Below are 20,451 nucleotides of genomic sequence, written 5' to 3'. Positions count from 1 at the left end.
CATGGACCCGGATACACCACCGGTCCGTAGCCACCAGCCCCGCACAGGAAAAAACGCCCGACCTGAGGGGCCGGGCGCGATTGGATATCAGGAAGGCAGGCGGAATGGCCCTAGCTGGCCGCGGCAGGGGGCGCGCCATAGCCGCCGGCGCCGGGTGTCACCACCTCCACCGTGTCACCTGGTGTGAGATGGGCGGTGCTGCCATGAATGGGCGCGCTGCATTCGACATAGGCCCTGCCGCCCGGCAGGCCGCCATCAAGCCCCCACGGGGCTGTCGTAATGCGTGACATGCTGATGGCGACCTGACAGTCCTCACCCGCGCGATAGATGCGCCGCAGCCCCATGCCACCACGATAGCGGCCCGCCCCGCCCGAGCCATCGACCAGTTCGTAACGCAACAGCGTGAGCGGGTATTCGATCTCCAGCGCTTCGATCGGAAGGTTCGATGTATTGGTCAGGTGCACCTGCACGCCATCCAGCCCATCCTTGTTATGGCGCGCGCCTGAACCGCCACCAATGGTTTCAAGATAGATCCAGTAATCGCCCGTTGTCTTGCGCGTGCCACTGAAGGTGGCGGATACGACCGCGCCATTCGATGCGGCGGTGATGCTTTCGGGGCAGACGGGAGCCAATGCCGCGTTGATCACGTCCACCACGCGCTGGCAGGTGGAAATGCGCCCCATCACGGCGGCCGGTTCCCGGCAGCATAGCACCGTTCCGCTCTCCGCCCTGACATGCAACGGACGCGCCAGCCCCGCATTGGGCGGAATGGTGGGATCCACGATCGACTTGACCGCATAATAGACCGTGGCCAGCAGGGCGGAGCGCGTCATGTTGAAACTGGCCCGTACCTGGGGTGGACTGTCGAACTGCAGGGTCATTTCATCCCCCGTGATATCGATCGTGCAGCCGATGGCGATCGGGGTGGGATAGCCCAGTGTTTCAAACAGGTCATCGGCCGTGTACCGCCCGTCGGGGATTGCGGCGATACCCGCGCGCATCTTGCGTTCGGCATAGTCCTGCAGTTCCTGTCCCGCCCTGATGACGATATCGGTGCCGTATTTCGTGCATAGCGCCTGCAGGCGGCTGACTCCCAGGCGGTTTGCCGCCATCTGGGCGCGCAGGTCGGAAATACGCTCGGCCGGGACCTGGCAGTTCAGCAGGATCAGGTCCTGCACGTCATGTTGCAGCACGCCGCCCTTGTACAGCCTGACCGGGGGAATGCGGATCCCTTCCTGGAAGATGTGGGCGTCGCCACGGTCGGCGAAGTCGGAATGATGGGCGGTATTGATCGCCCAGGCCACGATCCGCTCCTTGACGAAAATCGGCTCTGCCAGAACGATATCAGGCAGGTGTGTTCCCCCCCCGGCATAGGCATCATTGCCGATGAAGACATCACCTGGCCTGATATCGTCCGCCTTGTAGCGTGCCATGACAAGCGGGACGAATTCGATAAAGGAGCCCAGATGCATCGGGATGTGCTCGGCCTGGCACAGCGTGTGGCCGGACTGGTCGAACAGGGCGGTCGAGCAGTCACGACGTTCCTTGATGTTTGTGGAATAGCTGGTGCGGACAAGCGCCTCCCCCATTTCATCAACGATCGATGACAGGGCACTGCCGATGATCTCGACAGTTACGGGGTCAAGCTGAATACGATCTGTATCGGTCATGGTCTGTAACTTCCTGTTTTATGGCCTGTGGTCGGTGTTGAACCGGCCAAACCGGAACGGTGTGGGATCGACAACGGGTGTCCTTCCCGAAACAAGGTCCGCAATCAGCCTGCCGCCCCCCGGACCAATGCCGAAACCATGGCCGGAAAAACCGGTGGCCAGATAGAATCCCGGCAGGCTGTCAACCGGCCCGATGACCGGCACCGCATCCGGTGTGACATCAATCATGCCGCCCCAGCGCTCGACTTCGCGCATGGTGCGGAAGGCGGGGAAATCACGCTTCAGGATCGTGATCGCCTCGTCGAGCAGGTAGTGCGAGGGTTCGGGGTCAAGTGTACGAATGATCTCGAAGGGGGAGATCTCGTCCATCGACCAGGCGCGTGGCATGCGCATTTCCTCAAGAAAGCGGCGGCCGAGATGCAGCCGCAATTCGCGCCAGCCCGTGCGGTAGGCACCGATGAAGCGCGTAAACTGGCGAAAGGAATCGGGCACGATATCGGCCACACTGGCGTTGCGCCGACTGATGTTGTAGCCGCCCTGTATATTGCGCCGGAAGGCAAAGTCGCTGCCGCCTACCGTCTCTTCCGGTCCGCCTTCAACGTTGTCCACCCTTGCAACGCTGCCCAGAACCTGAAGCGAGGGGAGGTCGATACCCGTATTGCCCGCGAACAGCCGCGACCATGCGCCACCCGCCAGGATCACGCTTTCACAGGCGATCGTGCCGCGTTCGGTTACTACTCCGCACACGCGGCCGCCGCGTGTCTCGACCCCCCTTACGGCGCAGCGGGTAAGGACTGTCGCCCCCTGTTCGCGCGCGGCCGCGGCAATGGCTGGGGCGGCCATGGTGGGTTCGGCCCGGCCATCGGTCGGGCAGAACAGGCCGCCGCGGAACAGACGCTGGGAGCCGCTTTTTTCAGCCGTCCGTGCCGGATCAAGCACTTCCGTACGAATCTGGTACCGGTCGGCGATATCCTTCCATTTCAGGAAATCGTTCATTTCGCGTTCATTATCGCAGGCATAAAGAATGCCGCACTGCCTGAAACCGGTGTCCCTGCCCGTCATCTCGTTCATCTGGCCCCACAGGTTCAGACTGGCCTGACCAAGTGGCAGTTCACGTTCATCACGGCCCATGACCCGTGTCCAGCCCCAGTTGCGGCTGGACTGTTCGCCCGCGATATGCCCTTTTTCGCACAACGTGACCGGAATGCCCGAGCGCGCCAGGAAAAGGGCGGCCGTGACACCGATGATGCCGCCACCGATAATGACGACATTGGTCCTTGCGGGGAATTCCGTGCTTGGCTGAACGGGTTCGACCTTCGGTGCCATTGAATCCTCGTCCTTCACGATATTAGGGATGAAATCCGTAAACATTCATGGCACGTTCCCAATATTGCGTCTCGATATAACTGATATGACATGAAACCGTCTTACCCCCCCACGCTGCCGCCCCGTAATACTTGTTCATCCATTGGACAGTTGAGAGAAGGAACAGCACATGTCTTGGCGGATTGGCGTGGATTCCGGGGGAACCTTCTGTGATATCTGTCTTTACAATACAGAAACGAAACAGTTCGGAATATGGAAAGTCTCATCCACCCCCGATGATCCGTCACGCGGCATAGCCGGGGGCGTGACCGAGGGGCTGGGCACGGTCAGTGCCAGCGCGGGCGATGTCAGGTTCCTCGGGCATGGCACGACGGTCGGTACGAATGCCCTGATCCAGCACAGGGGTGTGCCGACCGGCATGATCACCACCGACGGTTTCCGTGACCTGCTGGAAATCGGGCGGCAGAAGCGCCCGAGCCTGTATGATACACAGGCCGACAAGCCAGAAACCCTGGTGGCGCGGCACCTGCGTTTTGAAGTGCCCGAGCGGGTCCGCCATGACGGGACGGTGGAAACGGCACTTGATGAGGAAAGCGTGCGCGCGGCGGCCCGCGCCCTGAAGGATGCGGGCGTACAGGCGGTTGCCATCGGATTCCTGTATTCCTTTGTGCGTCCCGGGCATGAGCAGCGCGCACTTGAAATCGTGCAGGAGGAATTTCCTGAGGCTTTCACCTCCATCTCCAGCGCCGTAGCCCCTGAATTCCGGGAATATGAGCGTTTTTCCACCACGGTGGTGAATGCCTATCTCGGCCCGGTGATGGAAACCTACATCACCCGCCTGGCCAGGCGCCTGATGGATCTGGGGTTGGGTGTCGCGCCCCGGATCACGCAGTCCAATGGCGGGGTGATCAGCTTTGACCTGGCGCGCGCGCTGCCCGTGCGCACCGTGCTGTCGGGTCCCTCTACGGGTGTTGTCGCAGCCCAGGAAATCGGGCGCATGATCGGCATCCCCAATCTCATCACCTTCGACATGGGGGGGACGAGCACCGACGTCGCCCTCCTCAAGGACGGAGCATGCCGCATGACGGGCGAAGCCATGGTCCATGGCTATCCCATCAAGGCCCCGATGCTTGACATCCATACCGTGGGTGCGGGGGGCGGGTCGCTGGCCTATCGTGACAATGGTGGCCTGCTGAAGGTCGGCCCGCAGAGCTGCGGCGCCTTTCCCGGCCCGGTCTGTTACGACAAGGGCAATGACATCCCCTCCACCACCGATGCCAATGTGGTGCTTCATATCCTGAACCCCGAATTCCTGCTTGGCGGCCGCATGCCCATCCGCCACGACAAGGCCTATGCCCAGATCAGCCGTCTGGCTGGCGAACTGGGCATGGATGTCATGGCGACGGCGCAGGGAATCATTTCGGTGGTTACAGCCAACATGGCGCGCGCCGTACGGGTCATCAGCGTGCAGAGAGGCCATGACCCGCGCGACTACGCCCTTATGGCCCTGGGCGGCGCCGGGCCGCTGCATGCGGTGCGGCTTGCCCTGGAACTGGACATGAAGCGTGTCGTCATTCCGCTGACGCCCGGTGTGATGTGCGCGCTGGGGCTGCTGCTGACCGACCTGCGGGCCGATTTCTCGACCACGCAGATCATGATGGCGGATGAGGGCAATGTTGACCGGGTCCAGGCCATTCATGATGAACTGGCGGCGCGGGCGCAAGGCTGGTTTACCGAGGAAAACGTGGCACCGGAAAACTGTGGCCAGCGCTTTACGGTGGACATGCGCTATGTCGGGCAGAATTACGAACTGCCGGTCATGCTGTGCGCGCCCGAGGGCAGGATTACGGCACAGACCGTAACGGATATGATCGCGGAATTCATGGAAGCCCACCGGACCCAGTATGGCTTTGCCTCCGAAAGTGACCCGATCCAGTTCGTCACTTTCCGTGTCGAGGCGACCGGCCGGGTGGAAAAGGCCGAGTTCATCAGTCACCCCGATGAAGGGCCGGATCCCTCCGCCGCGCGTACCGGCGCCCGCGAAGTCTGGTTTCCCGAAACGGGCGGATTTGTGGAATGCCCGATCTATGACCGTGCCCACCTGCGCAGTGGCAACCGCATTCCCGGCCCTGCCATCATTGAACAGATGGATGCCACGACCGTTATCCTTCCGGGCATGGAGGCCCATGTCGAACCCTACCTGAACATCATCATCGATACCGGTATCGGCTGATGGAGCACCTCCCCCTGCCTGCTGCGCCAGGAAACGGTGCGGTGACGCGGCATCCCGGCACGGCGGCCGATACCATCGTGATCGGTGGCGGCATGGTGGGGGCCAGTATTGCGCTGGGGCTTGTGTTGCGTGGCCACAGGGTTACGGTACTGGACGAAGGGGACCGGGCCCTGCGCGCGGCACGGGCGAATTTTGCCCTGTTATGGGTGCAGAGCAAGGGGGCGGGCGCGCCCGCCTATTTTAACTGGAGCCGTATGGCCGCTGCCGCATGGCCGGATTTTGCCCGGCAACTGGAGGCCATGACCGGCATCGTGCTGCACCTGAGCCAGCGCGGCGGCCTGACTCTGGCCCTGTCCGGTGCCGAAATGGATCACCTTGCGACCCGTAGCGCGCGCATCGCTTGCGATCAGGGCAGCGACTTTCCCCATGAAATGCTCGACCACAGCCAGACCCGTGCGCTACTGCCCGCAATCGGGCCAGATGTCGTGGGCGCGCTGTTTTCGCCACTCGACGGGCATCTCAATGCACTGGCCCTGTTTCACGCCCTGCACAGGGCCTTCGGTCGCTCGGGCGGGCATTATGTGCCGGCAAGTCCCGTTCGCACCATAACCCCTACCAAAAAAGGAACTTTCATACTGGATACACCCCATGGGTACAGGGAATGTGAGCGCGTCGTGCTGGCTGCGGGTCTGGATAACACGCGGCTTGCCCCCATGGTGGGGCTGCATGCGCCCATCACTCCGCAACGCGGGCAGATCATGGTCACGCAAAGGCTGCCGCCATTTCTGGACTATCCCACGAATGCCCTGCGCCAGACGGATAATGGCAGTGTCCTGATCGGGAACAGCCAGGATACGGTCATGACACGGCAGCCGGTCGACCTGGAAATCGATGCCGTGATGGCCGATCGCGCTATCCGTTCCTTTCCGTGCCTGCAGGCGGCCTCGGTCGTGCGTTCGTGGTCATGTTTCCGGGTCAAAAGCCCAGACGGGATGCCTGTCTATGACCATTCCACCCTCTGGCCGGGTGCATTCGTGGCATCGTGCCATTCAGGCGTGACACTGGCCCCCAACCATACGGGCCTTGTGTGTGACGCGATCCATACGGGTATCATTCCCCCCATCATGCAAGCATTTTCCGCCAGTCGCTTCACCCTCACCGCGGCATCCCGATCATGACAGACCGTTTCCGTTTCCGCCGTATTGTGGCTCCCGCCGGGCCGCGTATCACGTTCACGCTTGATGGTCGCGTGCTGGAAGCCCGTCTGGGCGATAGCGTGGCGGTGGCGATGATGCTGGCAGGTTATCCGGCCTGCGGCTCGCTCCCCCCCACGGGGCGTGTGCGCGTGCCATACTGCCTTATGGGCGCGTGTCATGAATGTCTGGTCCGGGTTGATGGCCGCAGCATGCATCAAGCCTGCCTGCTGCCGGTCAGGACAGGCATGTGTATCGAGACGGACCTCGAAGGGCATGGATCATGACATCATCCGGCCTGCCGGACGATACGGTCCATGATGTCATCATTATTGGGGCGGGCCCCGCCGGACTGGGCGTTGCGGCCGTAACGGCGGGTGCCGGGCTGCTGACGCTGGTTCTGGATGAAAACATGCATCCGGGCGGGCAGATCTACCGCGCCGCAAGCCACAGCCCCTTTCCGCAGGGTCAGGTTCTGGGAAAAGACTACTGGCGCAAGGGAACCCGGATGATCCGGCGTGCGTATGCAAGCGGCGCGCATATCATCCCGCGCGCCATTGTATGGGGCATTACGCCCGATCATGTGGTCATGGCACGGGTGGATGGTCAGCCCCGGCGCTTTGCCGCGCGGTGCGTGGTACTGGCGGGGGGCGCCATGGAGCGCCCCTTCCCCATTCCCGGCTGGACCCTGCCCGGCGTCATGACGGTTGGCGCTGCTCAGACCATGCTGAAGGCAAGCGGGGTGGTTCCGCCCACCCCCATGGTCATTGCCGGACGCGGCCCGCTGATATGGCTGCTGGCCGCACAGTACCGCCGCGCGGGGCAGGATATAGCGGCCATCCTGATCACGGCTGCGGACCGGCAATGGTGGAAAGGTCTGGCAGCCCTGCCTTTTTTTCTGCTTTCGGGAGATGCATGGTACGGGCTGCGCCTGCTGGCGTCAGCTGTCATGCATCGTGTGCCGGTCCATCGTGGTGTCATGTCCATATGCGCGGAAGGCACGGCATGTCTGGAACAGGTCCGGTGGTCTGGCAAGAACGGCCAGGACAAAGTACTGCCGGCCAGAACCCTTCTGCTGCACCATGGCGTGGTGCCCAACCCCAATCTGGCCATGGCGCTGGGCGTGCCACATGTATGGGATCGCGCACAGGCCAGCTTCCGCCCCGCCCCCGCGGGCACGGCGGGTTACCCCGATGGGATTGTCTGCGTGGGAGATGCCGCGGGCATCGGTGGCAGCAGACTGGCCGCCCTGGGCGGCCGTATGGCCGGACAGGCCATTGTAGCCGCCCGTGGCCGGAGCAGACGCAACCTGCTGAATTGGTTGCACTCTGTCAGTATGCGGGCACGGATTGCGCTGGCGCGCAGGGGGCGCATGTTCGTGGACTGCATGTTCCGCCCTGCCAGCCACTTTCGGCAGCCCGCGGATGAGACGGTCATCTGCCGGTGCGAAGGCGTCATCGCAGGGCAGGTGCGCAGCGCCGCCCGTGAAGGATGCATTGGCCCCAACCAGGCCAAGGCCTTTCTGCGCTGCGGGATGGGACCCTGCCAGGGGCGCCTGTGCGGCCTGACGGTGAGCGACCTGATTGCACAGACCCGGGACCGCGACCCTGCGGATGTGGGATACCTGAACCAGCGCCTGCCCGCACGCCCGGCAACACTGGGCGATATGGCAGCCATGCCTGCCGACAGTGCCGCCATCCGGGCCGTAACACCAGGCTGACCTCCCGCCGGGATGTATCCTTCCCATCCGGCATATAATACTTTGTTTTTTATAAATAATGACTTTGTCATGGTTGTCATGCCCTCCTGTATCAGGCATGCCCATATATTCTATTTATAAGAACATAAAAAATATGGTTCTTAATTTTGAAATATGTTTGACTTTCGTTCGATTCTCCTGAAATTATGGCTCATACGAAATAATAAACCGTCCGACGGTCAGCAATCCCAGAGTCCTCGTTTGACTTCCTTCGAGAATGGCGTGTCAGTATTCAGGGGTCGAGACATGAATATAAAAGATCTGGAATATTTCATATCTGTAGCTGAATGCGGTTCTTTTTCCCGGGCTTCAGCCATACTGGGCAGGCCCCAGCCGGCACTCAGCCGCCATATCCGGGACCTGGAAACGCTGCTGCATGTAAAGTTGCTTTACCGTAACGGACGTGGCGTTGTCATGACCGATGCCGGACGCTGCTTGAAGCAGCTGGGTACCGATATTATACGCAAGATCCATGAAGCGCATGACAAGGTACATGCCTATTCGGGCGGGTGCGTGACATCCGCGGTTATTGGCATGCCCGCCAGCGTTAGCAGTACCCTGGCCCTGCCCCTGACCCGGTCGTTGCAGGTCGCGTACGAAAACCTCAAATTCCGTTTTATCGATGCGTATAACGGCGATCTTTTGCAATGGCTCAATTCCGGAATGCTGGATATTGCCCTGCTGTATGACACCCAGGTTTCGGCCAGTCCCAATATGGAATCCCTGCTGTCACAGAATCTGTGCCTGATCGAAGGCACCGCTGGCGGACAGGGGCGCGCGGAATGTGGATATGACAGCATCCAGGCGCGGGCGCTGCAGGATATTCCCCTTATCCTTCCCAGCAAACGTCACGGCCTGCGCCAGATTGTAGAGGGCTGGACAGCCAAACACGACATCAAGCTCAATGTGCAGCTTGACTGTGATTCCTATACATCGCTGCTGCAACTGGTTTCCAGCAATATTGGTGCAACCATCCTGCCGGCTTCATGCCTGCGGCGGGAAATCATGGCAGGACAATTCAGTGCCCGCCTTATTGTCGCACCCTACCTGTTTCGTACCATTTCACTTGCTACATCACCCAATAAGCCTGTCAATTCGTTGCTGGTCAATCACGTCAAGGAGCAGATCGACAGTCTGAGCGATGAGTTCCGCTGGCCATTTACGCGGGACATGTCGCATGCCAGCGCCTTTTCCACACCTGTCAGGATACCCGATGTACATTTCAATGAAATGCTGTCACGGGTTTAGTCATATTCAATAATTATTAATGATGATGTGACCAATATATTATGTCCGACTGGCCATGGACTTGATGCGGTTCTTGCTGGCCATCCAGTCGTTGCATGCCCCTATCGGGAGACTGATGCGACGATGAAACCTACGGAAGCTTTCATATGCGAGGTGGTAAGGATGGCATTGAGCAGTGGACTGGGACTGTTACGCCCCCCGCATTACTGTGAACCTTGGTATTGGCAAATCCACGCCGGGTAAATGGATGATGGATGACCGTTCGAGTGGAACCGGCATCAGGATAATCAGGCCCGTGAGAATGCACCCCTGCGCCTGAAGATCCGGATTTTCGGGGCGGAAAGGGAAATCCAGAAAAACCGGATATTCGTAGGCCAAAAGCCCTGAGGTTCGCCTTTATCTACAGGTATCGGCACGCGTGGCCGATCCGCCAGACAGCCGTTTTCCCTGCTGACGGGCCGGATCGGAAAACGGTCTGTCTTCCCGTCTGTCAAGGTGTTCCGCACTGCATGTCGACTTCATTCCTGACCGGTGCAAGATCGTTACGGGTCCGGTCTGGTATGGCGCGCTCTTTTTTCCGCAGGCTTAACCCGGCCCGATACCGATGGCGTCAGGAGACCAGCAGGCGTTGCCGCGTGATCTTTCCAGACACGGTTGTGGGAAGGCATGCAACGAAGCGGACTTCTTTCAGGCCGATCCAGCGGCCGAGGACTTTGCTGACCCGTGCGATGATTTCCCCGGCAGAAAGCGTGCGTTCCACTGTGGGGTCAGGTACCACATATGCTACGGGCCGCTGCCCGCGCAGTGCGTCGGGTACGGCAACCACGGCACAGGCATGGACTGATGGATGGGTGGCGATGATCTTTTCAATCTGCACACCCGAAATCCGCCGCCCCGCGACCTTGATGACATCATCGGAACGCCCGAGCATGTGAACGGCGCGGTTGGCTTCAATCATGCCTTCATCAAAGGTACGGTAATGCCCGCCTGTTTCATCAAGATAGGCGGTAGGAACCCGGATCGCTCCATCCTTCCAAACACCCGCCAGGCAGCCGGGCGGCAGCGGCAGGGACAGGACAATCTCCCCGCACTGTTCACCCGGCATAGACGGCACGATGGCCGTGCGAAATCCCGGTGCAGGCCGCCCGATATCGTTCATGAGCGAGACCGGCTCGCGCTCGGGCAGGCCAAAGAAATGGGCGGTGATGCTCCACCCGGTTTCGGTCTGCCACCAGTGATTGACTACAGGTTTGCGGAAATACGACCGTGCCCACTCCAGCAATGTCGGGTCCGCATACTCCCCGGCCACAAAGATACGGGCCAGCGTGGGCAGGATCGCACCTGACAGGTTGCGGCTTTCCTGCCGCATGAGGCGCATCTGTGTTGGTGTGGTGAACAGGCATTTCACGTCATGCTCATGGCAAAGCGCGCGGATGGCGGAAGCCGATGCACCGCCTTCCACGATCACGCTGGTGCAGCCGCTGAGCAGCGGTGCATAGACGCCGTAGGAATGGCCAACCACCCAGCCCAGATCCGATGTCGTGAAGAAGGTATCGCCGGGTTTGCAGCCGTAGATCAGCTCCATGGACAGGGCGAGAGCGACAGCATGGCCACCATTGTCACGCACAATGCCCTTCGCATTGCCGGTCGTGCCGGACGTGTGAAGAATATACAGGGGGTCTTCGGAGCGCAGCGTGACCGGTTCTGCCGGTGCGGACTGTTCCAGCGAGAGAAAATCATGATCCCGTGCCGGTAACAGCGATGCCGGACAGGCTTCACGCTGCACGATCACGCAGGCCTGCGGTCTATGCGCCGTTTTGGCCAGCGCCTCATTTAGGGCAGGCGTGGATGGAATGGGCGTTTGCCCCTGAAAGCTGCAACTGGCAATGATGATGACTTTCGGGCCGACATCATCAATTCTGCGCGCCAGTTCGGGCCCAGCGTAGCCCGCAAAAACCACCACATGCACGGCCCCGATCCGCGCACAGGCCAGCATGGCGATGGCGGTTTCGATCATGGTCGGCATGGCGATCAGGACGCGGTCGCCCTGCCCTACCCCCAGCGCGCGCAGGCCACCGGCAAACCGGGACACCCTGCCCTGTAGTTCCCGGTAGGTTACTACCTGCCGTTCCTTCGTGGCGCAGGAATGCCAGACCAGCGCCGCCTGCCCGCCGCGTCCATCCTCCACATGCCGGTCGACGGCGTTATGGCAGGTGTTGAGCGTGGCGTCGGGGAACCAGTCATGCCAGCCATCCGCCCGCGCCCTGCATGCGGTCACAGGGGCCTGCTTCCATGTGATGCGTTGCGCTGCCTCCAGCCAGAACTGTTCGGGCTGGTTCTGTGCCGCATCGTACATCGCCTCGTATGTCGTCCATGGAAGCATGGCGCTTTACTCCGTTCAGGCTACAGGCACGTCTTTGCCGGTGATCTGGCTAGCCAGCCACGCGGCATCGCGCGAAACGCCGGAGAACCGCCCCGATCCCCAGGTGTGCAGCCATGGCAGGCCGAGGAAGTAGAAGCCCGGCGCATCGGTCACGCCCCGATGCCAGACGGGCTTGTTGGCTCCGTTGAAAACCGGCACGTCGATCCAGCGATAGTTCGGGCGGAATCCGATGCACCAGAGGATCGAAGTGATCCCGGCAGCCTTCAGGTCGAGCGGGGTGTTACTGCCATCGGGCTCCCACACAGGCACATAAGGGGCTTCGGTCGGGGCCGTGATCCCTTCACGGGCGATCCAGGCGTCGATGGATTTCTTGATGTCGGCATTGGTCTTGTCGGCATCATCAAGGTTTTCTTTCAGGTCCGGGGCGAAGTGCGCCACTTCATCGCGGATTGTCTCCAGCGTGCCGTGGAGGCCCACGCCCTCCTGCGCGAACTTGCGCAGATCAAGGTCATGACCGCCATTTCGGCCCGTGACGTAATGATTAGTCTTGTCGCGTGCGCCGTCACGCAGAGGGTGATTATCCACCGTCAGGTCATAGAAGTGCATATCCGCCAGCCAGTCCACCACGTCACGGCCACGGTAGAAGCGCGAGACACGCGGGGCAGAGCCGACACAGAGATGGACCTTGCGTTTTTCAAGGAACAGGTCCTCGACAATCTGCGCACCGGACTGGCCGCTGCCCACGACCAGAACGGCCCCGTCGGGCAACTGCGCTGCATTACGGTAATCCTGCGAGTGGACCTGATGAATGGCGGGGTCGATCGCGCTGGCATAGCCGGGGATGACCGCGTCCTGATATGCGCCTGATGCGATGACAACATGCTTTGCGTGCCACGTCTCACCACCTGCCCCCACGCGGTAGCCACCGCCTTCATGGCGGGTGATGGAGGTAACGGCTGTGTGCTCGCGCAGGGGCGGGTTGAAGGAGGCGACAAAACCCTTCACGTAGTCAATAATTTCCTGCTTCACCATGAAGCCGTGCGGGTCGCGCCCCTTGTATGGATGACCGGGGAGTGCGCACTGCCAGTTCGGTGTGACCAGGCAGAAATTGTCCCAGCGTTCATCATCCCACGAATGGCAGGCGGTCTTTGCCTCAAAGACGATGTGCTCCACCTTCTCGCGGCAGAGATACCAGCTCATGGAGAGTCCGGCCTGTCCGCCGCCCACGATGATGACGGGGATGGTTTTTTCGTTCTGTGTCATGGTCGTTCTTTTCGTTTCAATAACTGAAAGACAGGACACGCACCTGCGCGTCGGACTGGTTCAGAAAAGGCGCACTGGCCTGCCTTATGGCTTGAAGCTGGCCAAGGGCGCGGCTGCATGGGAAGCCGTAGCGGGCGCGAACCCGCTCGCTGGCGTCCGTCAGGGCGGTGTCCGCCTTTTCAAGAAACTCCCGGACCGGATAATCCTGACCGGGCGTGAAGTGGTCCCTTATGACCAGCGATGGGGAGTAACAGTCGGTCTCCTTCCCATCGGGCCAGCGCACGCGAAAGGTCATTTCGGGCATGACAAAGCTCCAGAAACTGGGGCACCTGCGTGTCGCAGGGCCGCCAGACGCCGGTATGCGGGGAGGTGCCGGCTGGCGACGCGGCCCCAGTCGAAACGGCGGGCCGTTGCGGGGCCGCTGGCCCGGAAATGGTCACGGCTTTCGACGCGCAGGGCGTCGCGCAACGCCATAAACAAGGTGTCGGGATGCGGCGGTTGGCACCACAGCGCATCCGTTGCCGAAAAATGCTCCGTGAAAGGTGCGATTGCCGGCACAATAACAGGCGTGCCACAAGCCAGGGCTTCCAGCGGGCACAGCCCGAACCCTTCGGTTACGGATGGATAGGCCAGCACGTCCGCCTGCCGGTGGAATGAAGGCATGTCTTCATCCGCAACAGGCCCGGTGATGGTGACATGATCGGCCGCACTGCTTTCGCGCAGACGCGCCATGAACCGGGTGCGGTAGGCAGAATGATCCAGCAGCGAAGCCCCGCCCGCTACAACCAGATGCGCATCAGGCCGTTCACGGCGAAGGGCCACAAACGCTTCCAGCAGGTGCAACGTGTTCTTGCGCCGCTCGATCCCGCCCACGGACAGGATCAGGCGACGGTCGGCAGGCAGGTGATACCGCGCCCGCAACGCGGCATCGTGCGCGGTTGGCACAGGCGAAAAGCGCACGGGATCAACCCCGTTGCCCACGACCGGGGCTTCGCGGCCATGGTCGTTGCGCAGGACATCTTCCCACATTGTGCTGACGGTAAACAGTTCGGCCGCCGCCCTGATCCCCCGCTCCTGCCGCGCGGCAAGAACCGGGTGTGTGAAATGGTCAAGATGGTGGACCGTGCGGGCAAAGCCCGGTATCCGCCCCTCTTCCACCAGATCGGCCAGTGCATTGGCGCTGATCGGGTCCTGCGCGTGCAGCACGTCAAAATGCTGCCCACGCAGGGCGTCCCTGATCTCGCCAATGCGGCGTTCCACCAGCGTTGGCAGGTCGGTCTCGGGCGCGGCCGGGATGCAGTTTGTGGCGCAGCGGGGCGTGCGGAAGAAACCGGCTCCGGTCACGTCCGGGGCGATCAGCGTGACGTCGTGGCCTGCATCGCACAAGGCTTCGGCCAGCGCCATGCCGTGCACCACACCGCCACGCGGATTGGTCGAATGGGTCAGGATGCCGATGGAGAGGGTCATGGCGCACACCCCATGAGAGGCATCCGGGCGAGATCCCAGAAGGTTTCTGTCTCGTCTGCCCATGTGACATCCAGCCGCTGCGTGCTGTCACACTGACCGATGATAGAAGCCGCAATGCCCCGTCCACGAAACCGGGCCATGATCGCTTCGGCATCTTCGCGGCGCGCCGTGAGCAGGTAGCCATAGCTGGGGAAGGCTGACAGCCAGCGCTCCATCGGAGCACCCTCAGGCCGTGGAATATCATCGAGCGTGATGGTCATGCCGATACCCGAACATTCGGCCAGCATGAGGGCAGTGCCCAACAGTCCCGCCATACTGATATCCTTGGCGGCACGGCTCAGGCCGTCTTCCGCAATCGTGGGCAGAAGTTCGATGTCCCCACGCAGCCGGGCCGCTTCCTCGGTGCCGCACAGTGCTGAACTGGCATCCCAGAACGGATGCGGGTCATGCCAGCGACCGCGCAGATCAATGGCGGCGATCAGAACCTCGCCCGGTCGGGCGTCGAAACTGGTCAGCAGGTGACGGGCACGGCCAAGGATCGCGACTGACAGCGAATTATGGGTGCTGCGCCTGTTGGTATGGCCCCCCACGACAGGTACGCCGTAGGTGTCCGCGCCATCACGCAGGCCAGTCAGGATGGAGGTGGCTGCTTCGGACGTATCGCTCCACAGCGCGTCCACTACCGCCACGGGGCGACCGCCCATGGCTGCGATGTCGCTGACATTGACCATCACGCCGCAATACCCGGCAAACCATGGCATTGAGCGGACGAAGCTATCCTGAAAGCCCTCGCTGGCCAGCAGGAGGTAGCCATCGCCATCCGGTATGGCAGCACAGTCATCGCCAAGACGGATGATGTCATGGCTGGCAGGCTTCAGGATTGCCGCAGTTTCGGCGATGTCCTGTTTGGCCATAAGGGCCCGACCGTGTCGAAGCGTGCGCAGCAGTGTCGTCAGTTCGTGTGCCATCATGCCACCTGCCGGTTACGAGGCTGCGGGCGCAGCAGCCAGGTCTGGTCCTGGCCATGCGCCGGATAGCGTGAGAGGTCGGCCTGCATGTCGTGATGTGGCAGCCCATGCAGGGTCATGGCCCCAAGGCTTTTCCAGTGCAGGCGGCGGAAGAACAGCAGGTTCTGTTCCTGTACCTGTGCCTGGAACTGCTTGGCCCCAAGCCCGTGCGCCGTGCTGACCGCCATGCGGATGAGTTCCGCGCCGATCCGCCCCAGTTTGCGATGGTCTTCATGCACGGCTAGACGGGAGCCGCGCCAGACGCCGGGTTCGGCTTCATGGATGCGCACTGCGCCCACGACCCGGTCCGGCATGCCCGCCATGCAGCAGGCCGCGATGATGGGAATGGCAACCGCGTCGATTGCGTCCCGGTCATCATCGGCAAACACCTGCTGTTCGGTGCAGAACACGTCGCGGCGCAGCGCATGGTAGCCCGCGCGTTCCCACGGCGTGCGGGCCAGCCGCACGACATATTCGGTCGGGATGAACGGGCGGTCGTCTACGCCTTCGAGGATCGCTGTCATTATTCGTACGCCGAAAGCGAGGAACAGGCGCCACACCGGCCACATCCGGCGCGGATGTCGGTGGATTTCATGTTCGCCTCGCGCAGCATCCGCCCGAGTGGTGCGAGCACGGACTTCATGAAATCGGCCGAAGGCGGCGCATGATTTTCCAGTGGTGTTCCGGAAATAGGCACGAACGGCACCACGAAGGGATAGACCCCGAGCGCAATCAGCCGTTCGGCCAGCGCCAGAATATCTGCGGCACTGTCGCCAAGACCGGCCAGAATGTAGGTATTGACCTGCCCGCGCCCGAAGATCGGCACGGCGGAAGCAAAGGCGTCCATATAGCGATCGACGCTGACCGTGGCCTTGCCTGGCATGATCTTCTCGCGCACCGCCTGTGTTGCGGCTTCGAGATGCATCCCCAGACTGTCGGCCCCGGCGTCGCGCAGGCGCTGGAACCAGCCGTGATCGCGCGGCGGCTCGCACTGGACCTGAAGCGGCAGATCCACAGCCGCCCGGATGGCGCGGGCTGATTCCGCCAGCACGGCTGCACCCCGGTCCACCACGTTAGGCGTGCCGGTGGTCAGCACCATGTCGCGCACGCCGTCGAGTTCCACGGCGACCTTGGCGACCTCGGCCAGTTGTGCTGGCGTCTTGTAGGCAATGGTGCGATCGGCCTCCAGCGACTGGCCGATGGCGCAGAACTGGCACGACGTGCGCCGGTCGGCATAGCGGATGCAGGTCTGGTGCACCGTGGTCGCCAGCGTGTCACGGCCATGCAGCAGGGCGATCTTCCAGTAGGGAATGCCGTCCGCCGTGCTCAGTCCGTAAAAGCGCGGGGCGGCCGGAAAATGGATCGTGCCCAGTGTCTGCCCATCGCGTAGCAGCGTGCTGGCCCCGTGCTGGTCCGGCGGGCTGGCCTGAAACGGGGAACGTCGCGCGCCTGATGTATAGACCGGGACCATGACGGTCTGGCCTGCAATGGTGATCGTCTTGTGATCCGAAGGACCGGCGCCTCCCTTGCGGGCAATGCCGCCGGTCTGCGCGCCGATCTGAAGCCCGAAGGATTGCAGGTCGGTGACGAGCTTGCGACCAGAAAGTGTACCGAGCGTCGGAATGGTCATGACGCAGCCTCCTCTGTAGAGGTTGAAACCGGATTGGCCTCCCCAACGTAACGAACGGTGCGGGCGGGCCGCCGGTCCTGAAGCAGGCTGAGCAGTTCGGGCCGGGCGTAATGCCCCACGGAATCCATCATCCGCTTGCGCTTGGTAATCAGGGCAAAGTCGAGATCGGCAATTACCATCCCCTCGCCTTCCGTCAGTGGTGTGCCGAGGAGTTTTCCTTCGGGGGAGACGATGGCCGTGAAGCACCCACCACGCAGCGGGCCTTCCAGCGCCGGATCGCGGGCTATCTCCGTGATCTGCTCTTCCGTCAGCCACCCCGTGGCGTTCACGACAAAGCAGCCGGATTCCAGCGCGTGATGGCGGATGGTGACTTCCATCTGGTCGGCAAAGATCTGCCCTACCAGCGAGCCGGGGAACTGCGCGCAGTGGATTTCCTCATGCTGGGTCATCAGCGCGTAGCGGGCGAGCGGATTGTAATGCTCCCAGCAGGCCAGTGCGCCGATGCGACCGGCAGCGCTTTCAACGACTTTCAGACCGGAACCATCACCCTGCCCCCAGATCATGCGTTCATGGTAGGTAGGCGTGATCTTGCGGCGTTTGAGCAGGATTTCACCCGTGGCGTCGAAGATGATCTGGGTGTTGTAGAGCGTGCCGAAATCGCGCTCGTTCACGCCCAGCACCACGACCATGCCGGTCTGGCGCGCGGCCTCGGCCACCATGTCGGTCACCGGACCGGGAATGACGACAGCGCGCTCGTAGAGTTCCAGATGCTCCCCACCGAAGCGGAAAGCCGGCTGGATGAATGAGAAATAGGGGTAGTACGGCACGAAGGTTTCGGGAAAGACCGCAAGCTTCACACCTTTTTCGGCGGCCTCGCGGATGGCCTGACAGACTTTCCGGGCAGTCCCCAGACCATCGTCACCCAGGACGGGGCTGATCTGGATGGCTGCGGCGCGAACGATACGGGACATGGCGTGCGGTCCTCCCTTCGGCCTTCAGAGAGTCCAGGTATTGAGGATGAAGGCGTTGTCGCGACGGGCCAGCAGGATGATGTCGAGCACATCCTGCGGGTTGATCGGCGTGATGCCGGGGATCAGGTTCTGCTCGCCGTAGCCATAGAGGGCCTGAAGCGCGAAGCGGCAGGCATAGACCTTGCCGCCCTCTTCAAGGATTTTTGCGATCTGCCTGTTGCAGTTCATGTGCCCCGGAAAGGCTTCGTCGCCCAGACGGGGAAAGCCGCGCTGCACACCAAGGGTGACACCCGGCCCATACAGCAGCACCGACGTCTCGAAGCCCTTGCGGATCAGGCGCGTGGCCTGTAGCAGGTTGACGAACCCGACCGAGCCTTCATTGGCGACGGTGTGGAAGGTGATGAGGGCTTTTTCGCCGGGCTGGGCTTTGACGTCCTCAAAGACCTTATTTTCATAATTGACGAAACAGTCGCCGTCTTTGTACGGAGCGTGTTCGACTTTCGGCATGGTATCTCTCCCGTGTGCTGCGGTTTCCGGCGGGGAGCCGAGACTGACCGCGTTGCCAAGGCGAACGTGGCACGGGATGGCGGAGAGGCAAAATATTGTATGCCTTATGATAAGGGTACAAATGGCTCAAATTAAATCATACAACGTCCTCTTGCAGAGACAGAGGCATACAAAAATTATTCTCCAACCATACAATTGTGAGATATGACTATAAGTATCTGTTTTTAAATGATTCCATAATCACGCAGTCGTGAATAACGTGCCCTTTTGTTTTTCCATCCGCCCGCATGGCGCCCCCCGGAATCAGGCATTGCCATCGATTCCAGACGCTGCGCGCAGGTCACACAATATCGGCGAAGCCGGGTGAGCGTTTGTGTTGCAGGACCGACAGCACGCCATGCAGGGATTCCTCAAGGCTTGCAGCATCCGGTGCGCTGCCCAATGCAATGCGCGCCCGCTGCGGCGGCTCGCCGCTGATGGTGAAAACGGTGCTGGGCACCAGCGCCAGCCCCCGCCTGCGGGCATACGCCACAAAATCCGCACTGCCCCACCAGTCCGGCAGCTTCAGCCAGACATGTGGTCCATCAGGATTCATGCAATGCCCCTCCCCCAGTACCTTGCGGGCTATGGACTGGCGCAGGCGCAGTTCTTTCTGGATGGCGTGCAGGATTGTATGCGCCTGCCCTGTCTGCATCCACCGCGCCGTCAGCGCGCTGAGCAGACCGGCATTAGTGAGCGCGATCGCCCGGATGGCCGCCGTCACCCGTCGGGTCATCTCCGCATTGGGCAGGGCCACATAGGCGGTGCGCAGGCCGGGGCTGAGCGTCTTGGCAAGGGTGGCCACGTAGCTGACACGGCTATGGTCGAGGGCTGCCAGCGCCGGTAGCGGAGTGTCCATCAGCAGGCTGTAGGGGTCGTCCTCGGCAATATGCAGGTGATGGCGCTGGGCCACCGCAAGAATATCCTTGCGCCGCTGCAGTGACATGGTGGCCGTGGTGGGGTTATGAATGGTCGGGATGCAGTAAAGCAGCCGGGGGTGATGTTCCGCACAGACCCGGTCGAGCTGGTCGGGCATCATGCCTTCCCTGTCACTGTCCACACCGACCAGAATAAGGTCGAACTGTGCGGCAATAGTTCGAATACCCGGATAGGCGATGCGGTCGGTGACAATCACATCGCCCGGCTGGGTATGGGTGCTGACAATGGCTGCCAGTGCGCTCTGCGCACCGGGTGAGACAAGAATTTCGTCTGTGCGCCGCTGGCCGATGATGGGGGCGATCCATTTCGCGCCAAGCTGGCGCTCCTCCAGCGTGCCGCCCGTGACCCGGTAGGACATCAGGCTGTTCAGGTCCTGCTGCTTCAGGATGGCCGCGATATCGTTCTGGATGATGCGCTGCAGCGGCGGGTCCTGCGGGATCGGTGGCAGGTTCATGGTCAGGTCAACCACGGCCGGGCCGGTATGGCGCCAGTGACTCTCGCCCGCGCCGACACGCACGAACGTGCCCCGGCCAACGGTTGCGTCAATCAGGCCGCGCCGGTGGGCTTCCGTGAACGCACGGGTCACGGTTGTCAGATTGGTCCCGATATGGCGCGCAATGGCACGCTGTGGAGGCAGCCTGTCCCCTTCCCTCAGGTCACCCTTGCGGATCGAAAGCGCCAGGGCATCAGCGAGCGTAAGGTAAATCGCATTCGGATTGCGACCGATCTCCTCTTTCCAATGGTCCAGGTAGGGGTACTCGGTCATGACGGTCAGGTTCCATATATTCGGCGACCAATCATTCAATCATGCACCAT

The 20,451-nt window shown here is 61.7% G+C and carries 17 protein-coding genes; 5 read left to right on the top strand and 12 right to left on the bottom strand.

From position 1 onward, the window contains the following. Positions 1-110: 110 nt before the first annotated feature. Both CFR78_RS11480 and CFR78_RS11475 read right to left on the bottom strand, forming a co-directional pair. Positions 111-1,670: a hydantoinase B/oxoprolinase family protein gene (locus CFR78_RS11480; protein ID WP_007398750.1), complete on the bottom strand. Its 1,560-nt coding sequence runs from the start codon at positions 1,668-1,670 to the stop codon at positions 111-113. A gap of 18 nt (positions 1,671-1,688) precedes the next feature. Continuing rightward, positions 1,689-2,996 (bottom strand): NAD(P)/FAD-dependent oxidoreductase, encoded by a 1,308-nt coding sequence (locus tag CFR78_RS11475; protein ID WP_181417527.1) that lies wholly within the window; start codon positions 2,994-2,996, stop codon positions 1,689-1,691. 169 nt (positions 2,997-3,165) lie between these two features. On the opposite strand from CFR78_RS11475, the gene CFR78_RS11470 reads away from it, so the two are divergent. From CFR78_RS11470 to CFR78_RS11450, 5 genes are all read left to right on the top strand, one after another. Beyond that, positions 3,166-5,229, top strand: coding sequence for a hydantoinase/oxoprolinase family protein (locus tag CFR78_RS11470; protein ID WP_110581154.1), 2,064 nt, complete (start codon positions 3,166-3,168; stop codon positions 5,227-5,229). A 41-nt stretch (positions 5,230-5,270) separates the two neighbouring features. After that, positions 5,271-6,407: an NAD(P)/FAD-dependent oxidoreductase gene (locus CFR78_RS11465; RefSeq protein WP_220032403.1), complete on the top strand. Its 1,137-nt coding sequence runs from the start codon at positions 5,271-5,273 to the stop codon at positions 6,405-6,407. Continuing rightward, entirely contained in the window at positions 6,404-6,709 is a 306-nt protein-coding gene (locus tag CFR78_RS11460) for a (2Fe-2S)-binding protein (protein ID WP_110581152.1), read from the top strand. Before CFR78_RS11465 ends, CFR78_RS11460 begins: the two co-directional genes overlap by 4 nt. Continuing rightward, positions 6,706-8,142 (top strand): NAD(P)/FAD-dependent oxidoreductase, encoded by a 1,437-nt coding sequence (locus tag CFR78_RS11455; RefSeq protein ID WP_110581151.1) that lies wholly within the window; start codon positions 6,706-6,708, stop codon positions 8,140-8,142. Before CFR78_RS11460 ends, CFR78_RS11455 begins: the two co-directional genes overlap by 4 nt. Before the next feature lie 153 nt (positions 8,143-8,295). After that, positions 8,296-9,429 carry a LysR family transcriptional regulator gene (locus CFR78_RS11450; RefSeq protein ID WP_110581150.1) on the top strand — a complete coding sequence of 378 codons (1,134 nt, stop codon included), beginning with the start codon at positions 8,296-8,298 and terminating at the stop codon, positions 9,427-9,429. A 610-nt stretch (positions 9,430-10,039) separates the two neighbouring features. Here CFR78_RS11450 and CFR78_RS11445 read toward each other — a convergent pair. The 10 genes from CFR78_RS11445 to CFR78_RS11400 form a co-directional block, all read right to left on the bottom strand. Further along, on the bottom strand, positions 10,040-11,812 hold the full coding sequence (locus tag CFR78_RS11445) for an AMP-binding protein (RefSeq protein WP_110581149.1): 1,773 nt from the start codon (positions 11,810-11,812) through the stop codon (positions 10,040-10,042). Between the two features lie 15 nt (positions 11,813-11,827). Next, complete coding sequence (locus tag CFR78_RS11440; protein WP_034929715.1) at positions 11,828-13,075, bottom strand: MSMEG_0569 family flavin-dependent oxidoreductase; 1,248 nt, start codon at positions 13,073-13,075, stop codon at positions 11,828-11,830. A gap of 16 nt (positions 13,076-13,091) precedes the next feature. Then, positions 13,092-13,379: an MSMEG_0570 family nitrogen starvation response protein gene (locus tag CFR78_RS11435; protein ID WP_019091908.1), complete on the bottom strand. Its 288-nt coding sequence runs from the start codon at positions 13,377-13,379 to the stop codon at positions 13,092-13,094. Then, entirely contained in the window at positions 13,367-14,542 is a 1,176-nt protein-coding gene (locus CFR78_RS11430; protein WP_110581148.1) for an MSMEG_0565 family glycosyltransferase, read from the bottom strand. The genes CFR78_RS11435 and CFR78_RS11430 overlap by 13 nt, the downstream gene beginning before the upstream one ends. Then, positions 14,539-15,513 (bottom strand): sll0787 family AIR synthase-like protein, encoded by a 975-nt coding sequence (locus tag CFR78_RS11425; protein WP_181417526.1) that lies wholly within the window; start codon positions 15,511-15,513, stop codon positions 14,539-14,541. The genes CFR78_RS11430 and CFR78_RS11425 overlap by 4 nt, the downstream gene beginning before the upstream one ends. Beyond that, positions 15,510-16,073 carry an MSMEG_0567/Sll0786 family nitrogen starvation N-acetyltransferase gene (locus CFR78_RS11420; RefSeq protein WP_110581147.1) on the bottom strand — a complete coding sequence of 188 codons (564 nt, stop codon included), beginning with the start codon at positions 16,071-16,073 and terminating at the stop codon, positions 15,510-15,512. The genes CFR78_RS11425 and CFR78_RS11420 overlap by 4 nt, the downstream gene beginning before the upstream one ends. Continuing rightward, the gene (locus CFR78_RS11415; protein ID WP_110581146.1) at positions 16,073-17,179 is read right to left on the bottom strand and encodes an MSMEG_0568 family radical SAM protein; all 1,107 of its coding nucleotides are present in this window, start codon (positions 17,177-17,179) and stop codon (positions 16,073-16,075) included. Before CFR78_RS11415 ends, CFR78_RS11420 begins: the two co-directional genes overlap by 1 nt. Further along, complete coding sequence (locus CFR78_RS11410) at positions 17,176-18,150, bottom strand: Nit6803 family nitrilase (RefSeq protein WP_110581145.1); 975 nt, start codon at positions 18,148-18,150, stop codon at positions 17,176-17,178. Before CFR78_RS11410 ends, CFR78_RS11415 begins: the two co-directional genes overlap by 4 nt. Before the next feature lie 24 nt (positions 18,151-18,174). Then, a complete protein-coding gene (locus CFR78_RS11405) occupies positions 18,175-18,657 on the bottom strand; it encodes an MSMEG_0572/Sll0783 family nitrogen starvation response protein (RefSeq protein ID WP_007398731.1) in 483 nt (160 codons plus the stop codon). A 340-nt stretch (positions 18,658-18,997) separates the two neighbouring features. Then, positions 18,998-20,401, bottom strand: a complete 1,404-nt coding sequence (locus tag CFR78_RS11400; RefSeq protein WP_110581144.1) for an aminotransferase-like domain-containing protein — start codon at positions 20,399-20,401, stop codon at positions 18,998-19,000. Between the last annotated feature and the right edge of the window lie 50 nt (positions 20,402-20,451).

Source organism: Komagataeibacter rhaeticus (assembly GCF_003207855.1).
GTDB classification, from domain to species: domain Bacteria; phylum Pseudomonadota; class Alphaproteobacteria; order Acetobacterales; family Acetobacteraceae; genus Komagataeibacter; species Komagataeibacter rhaeticus.
The sequence above is the reverse complement of the archived record's forward strand: the minus strand, read 5'-3'. Positions and strand labels throughout refer to the sequence as shown.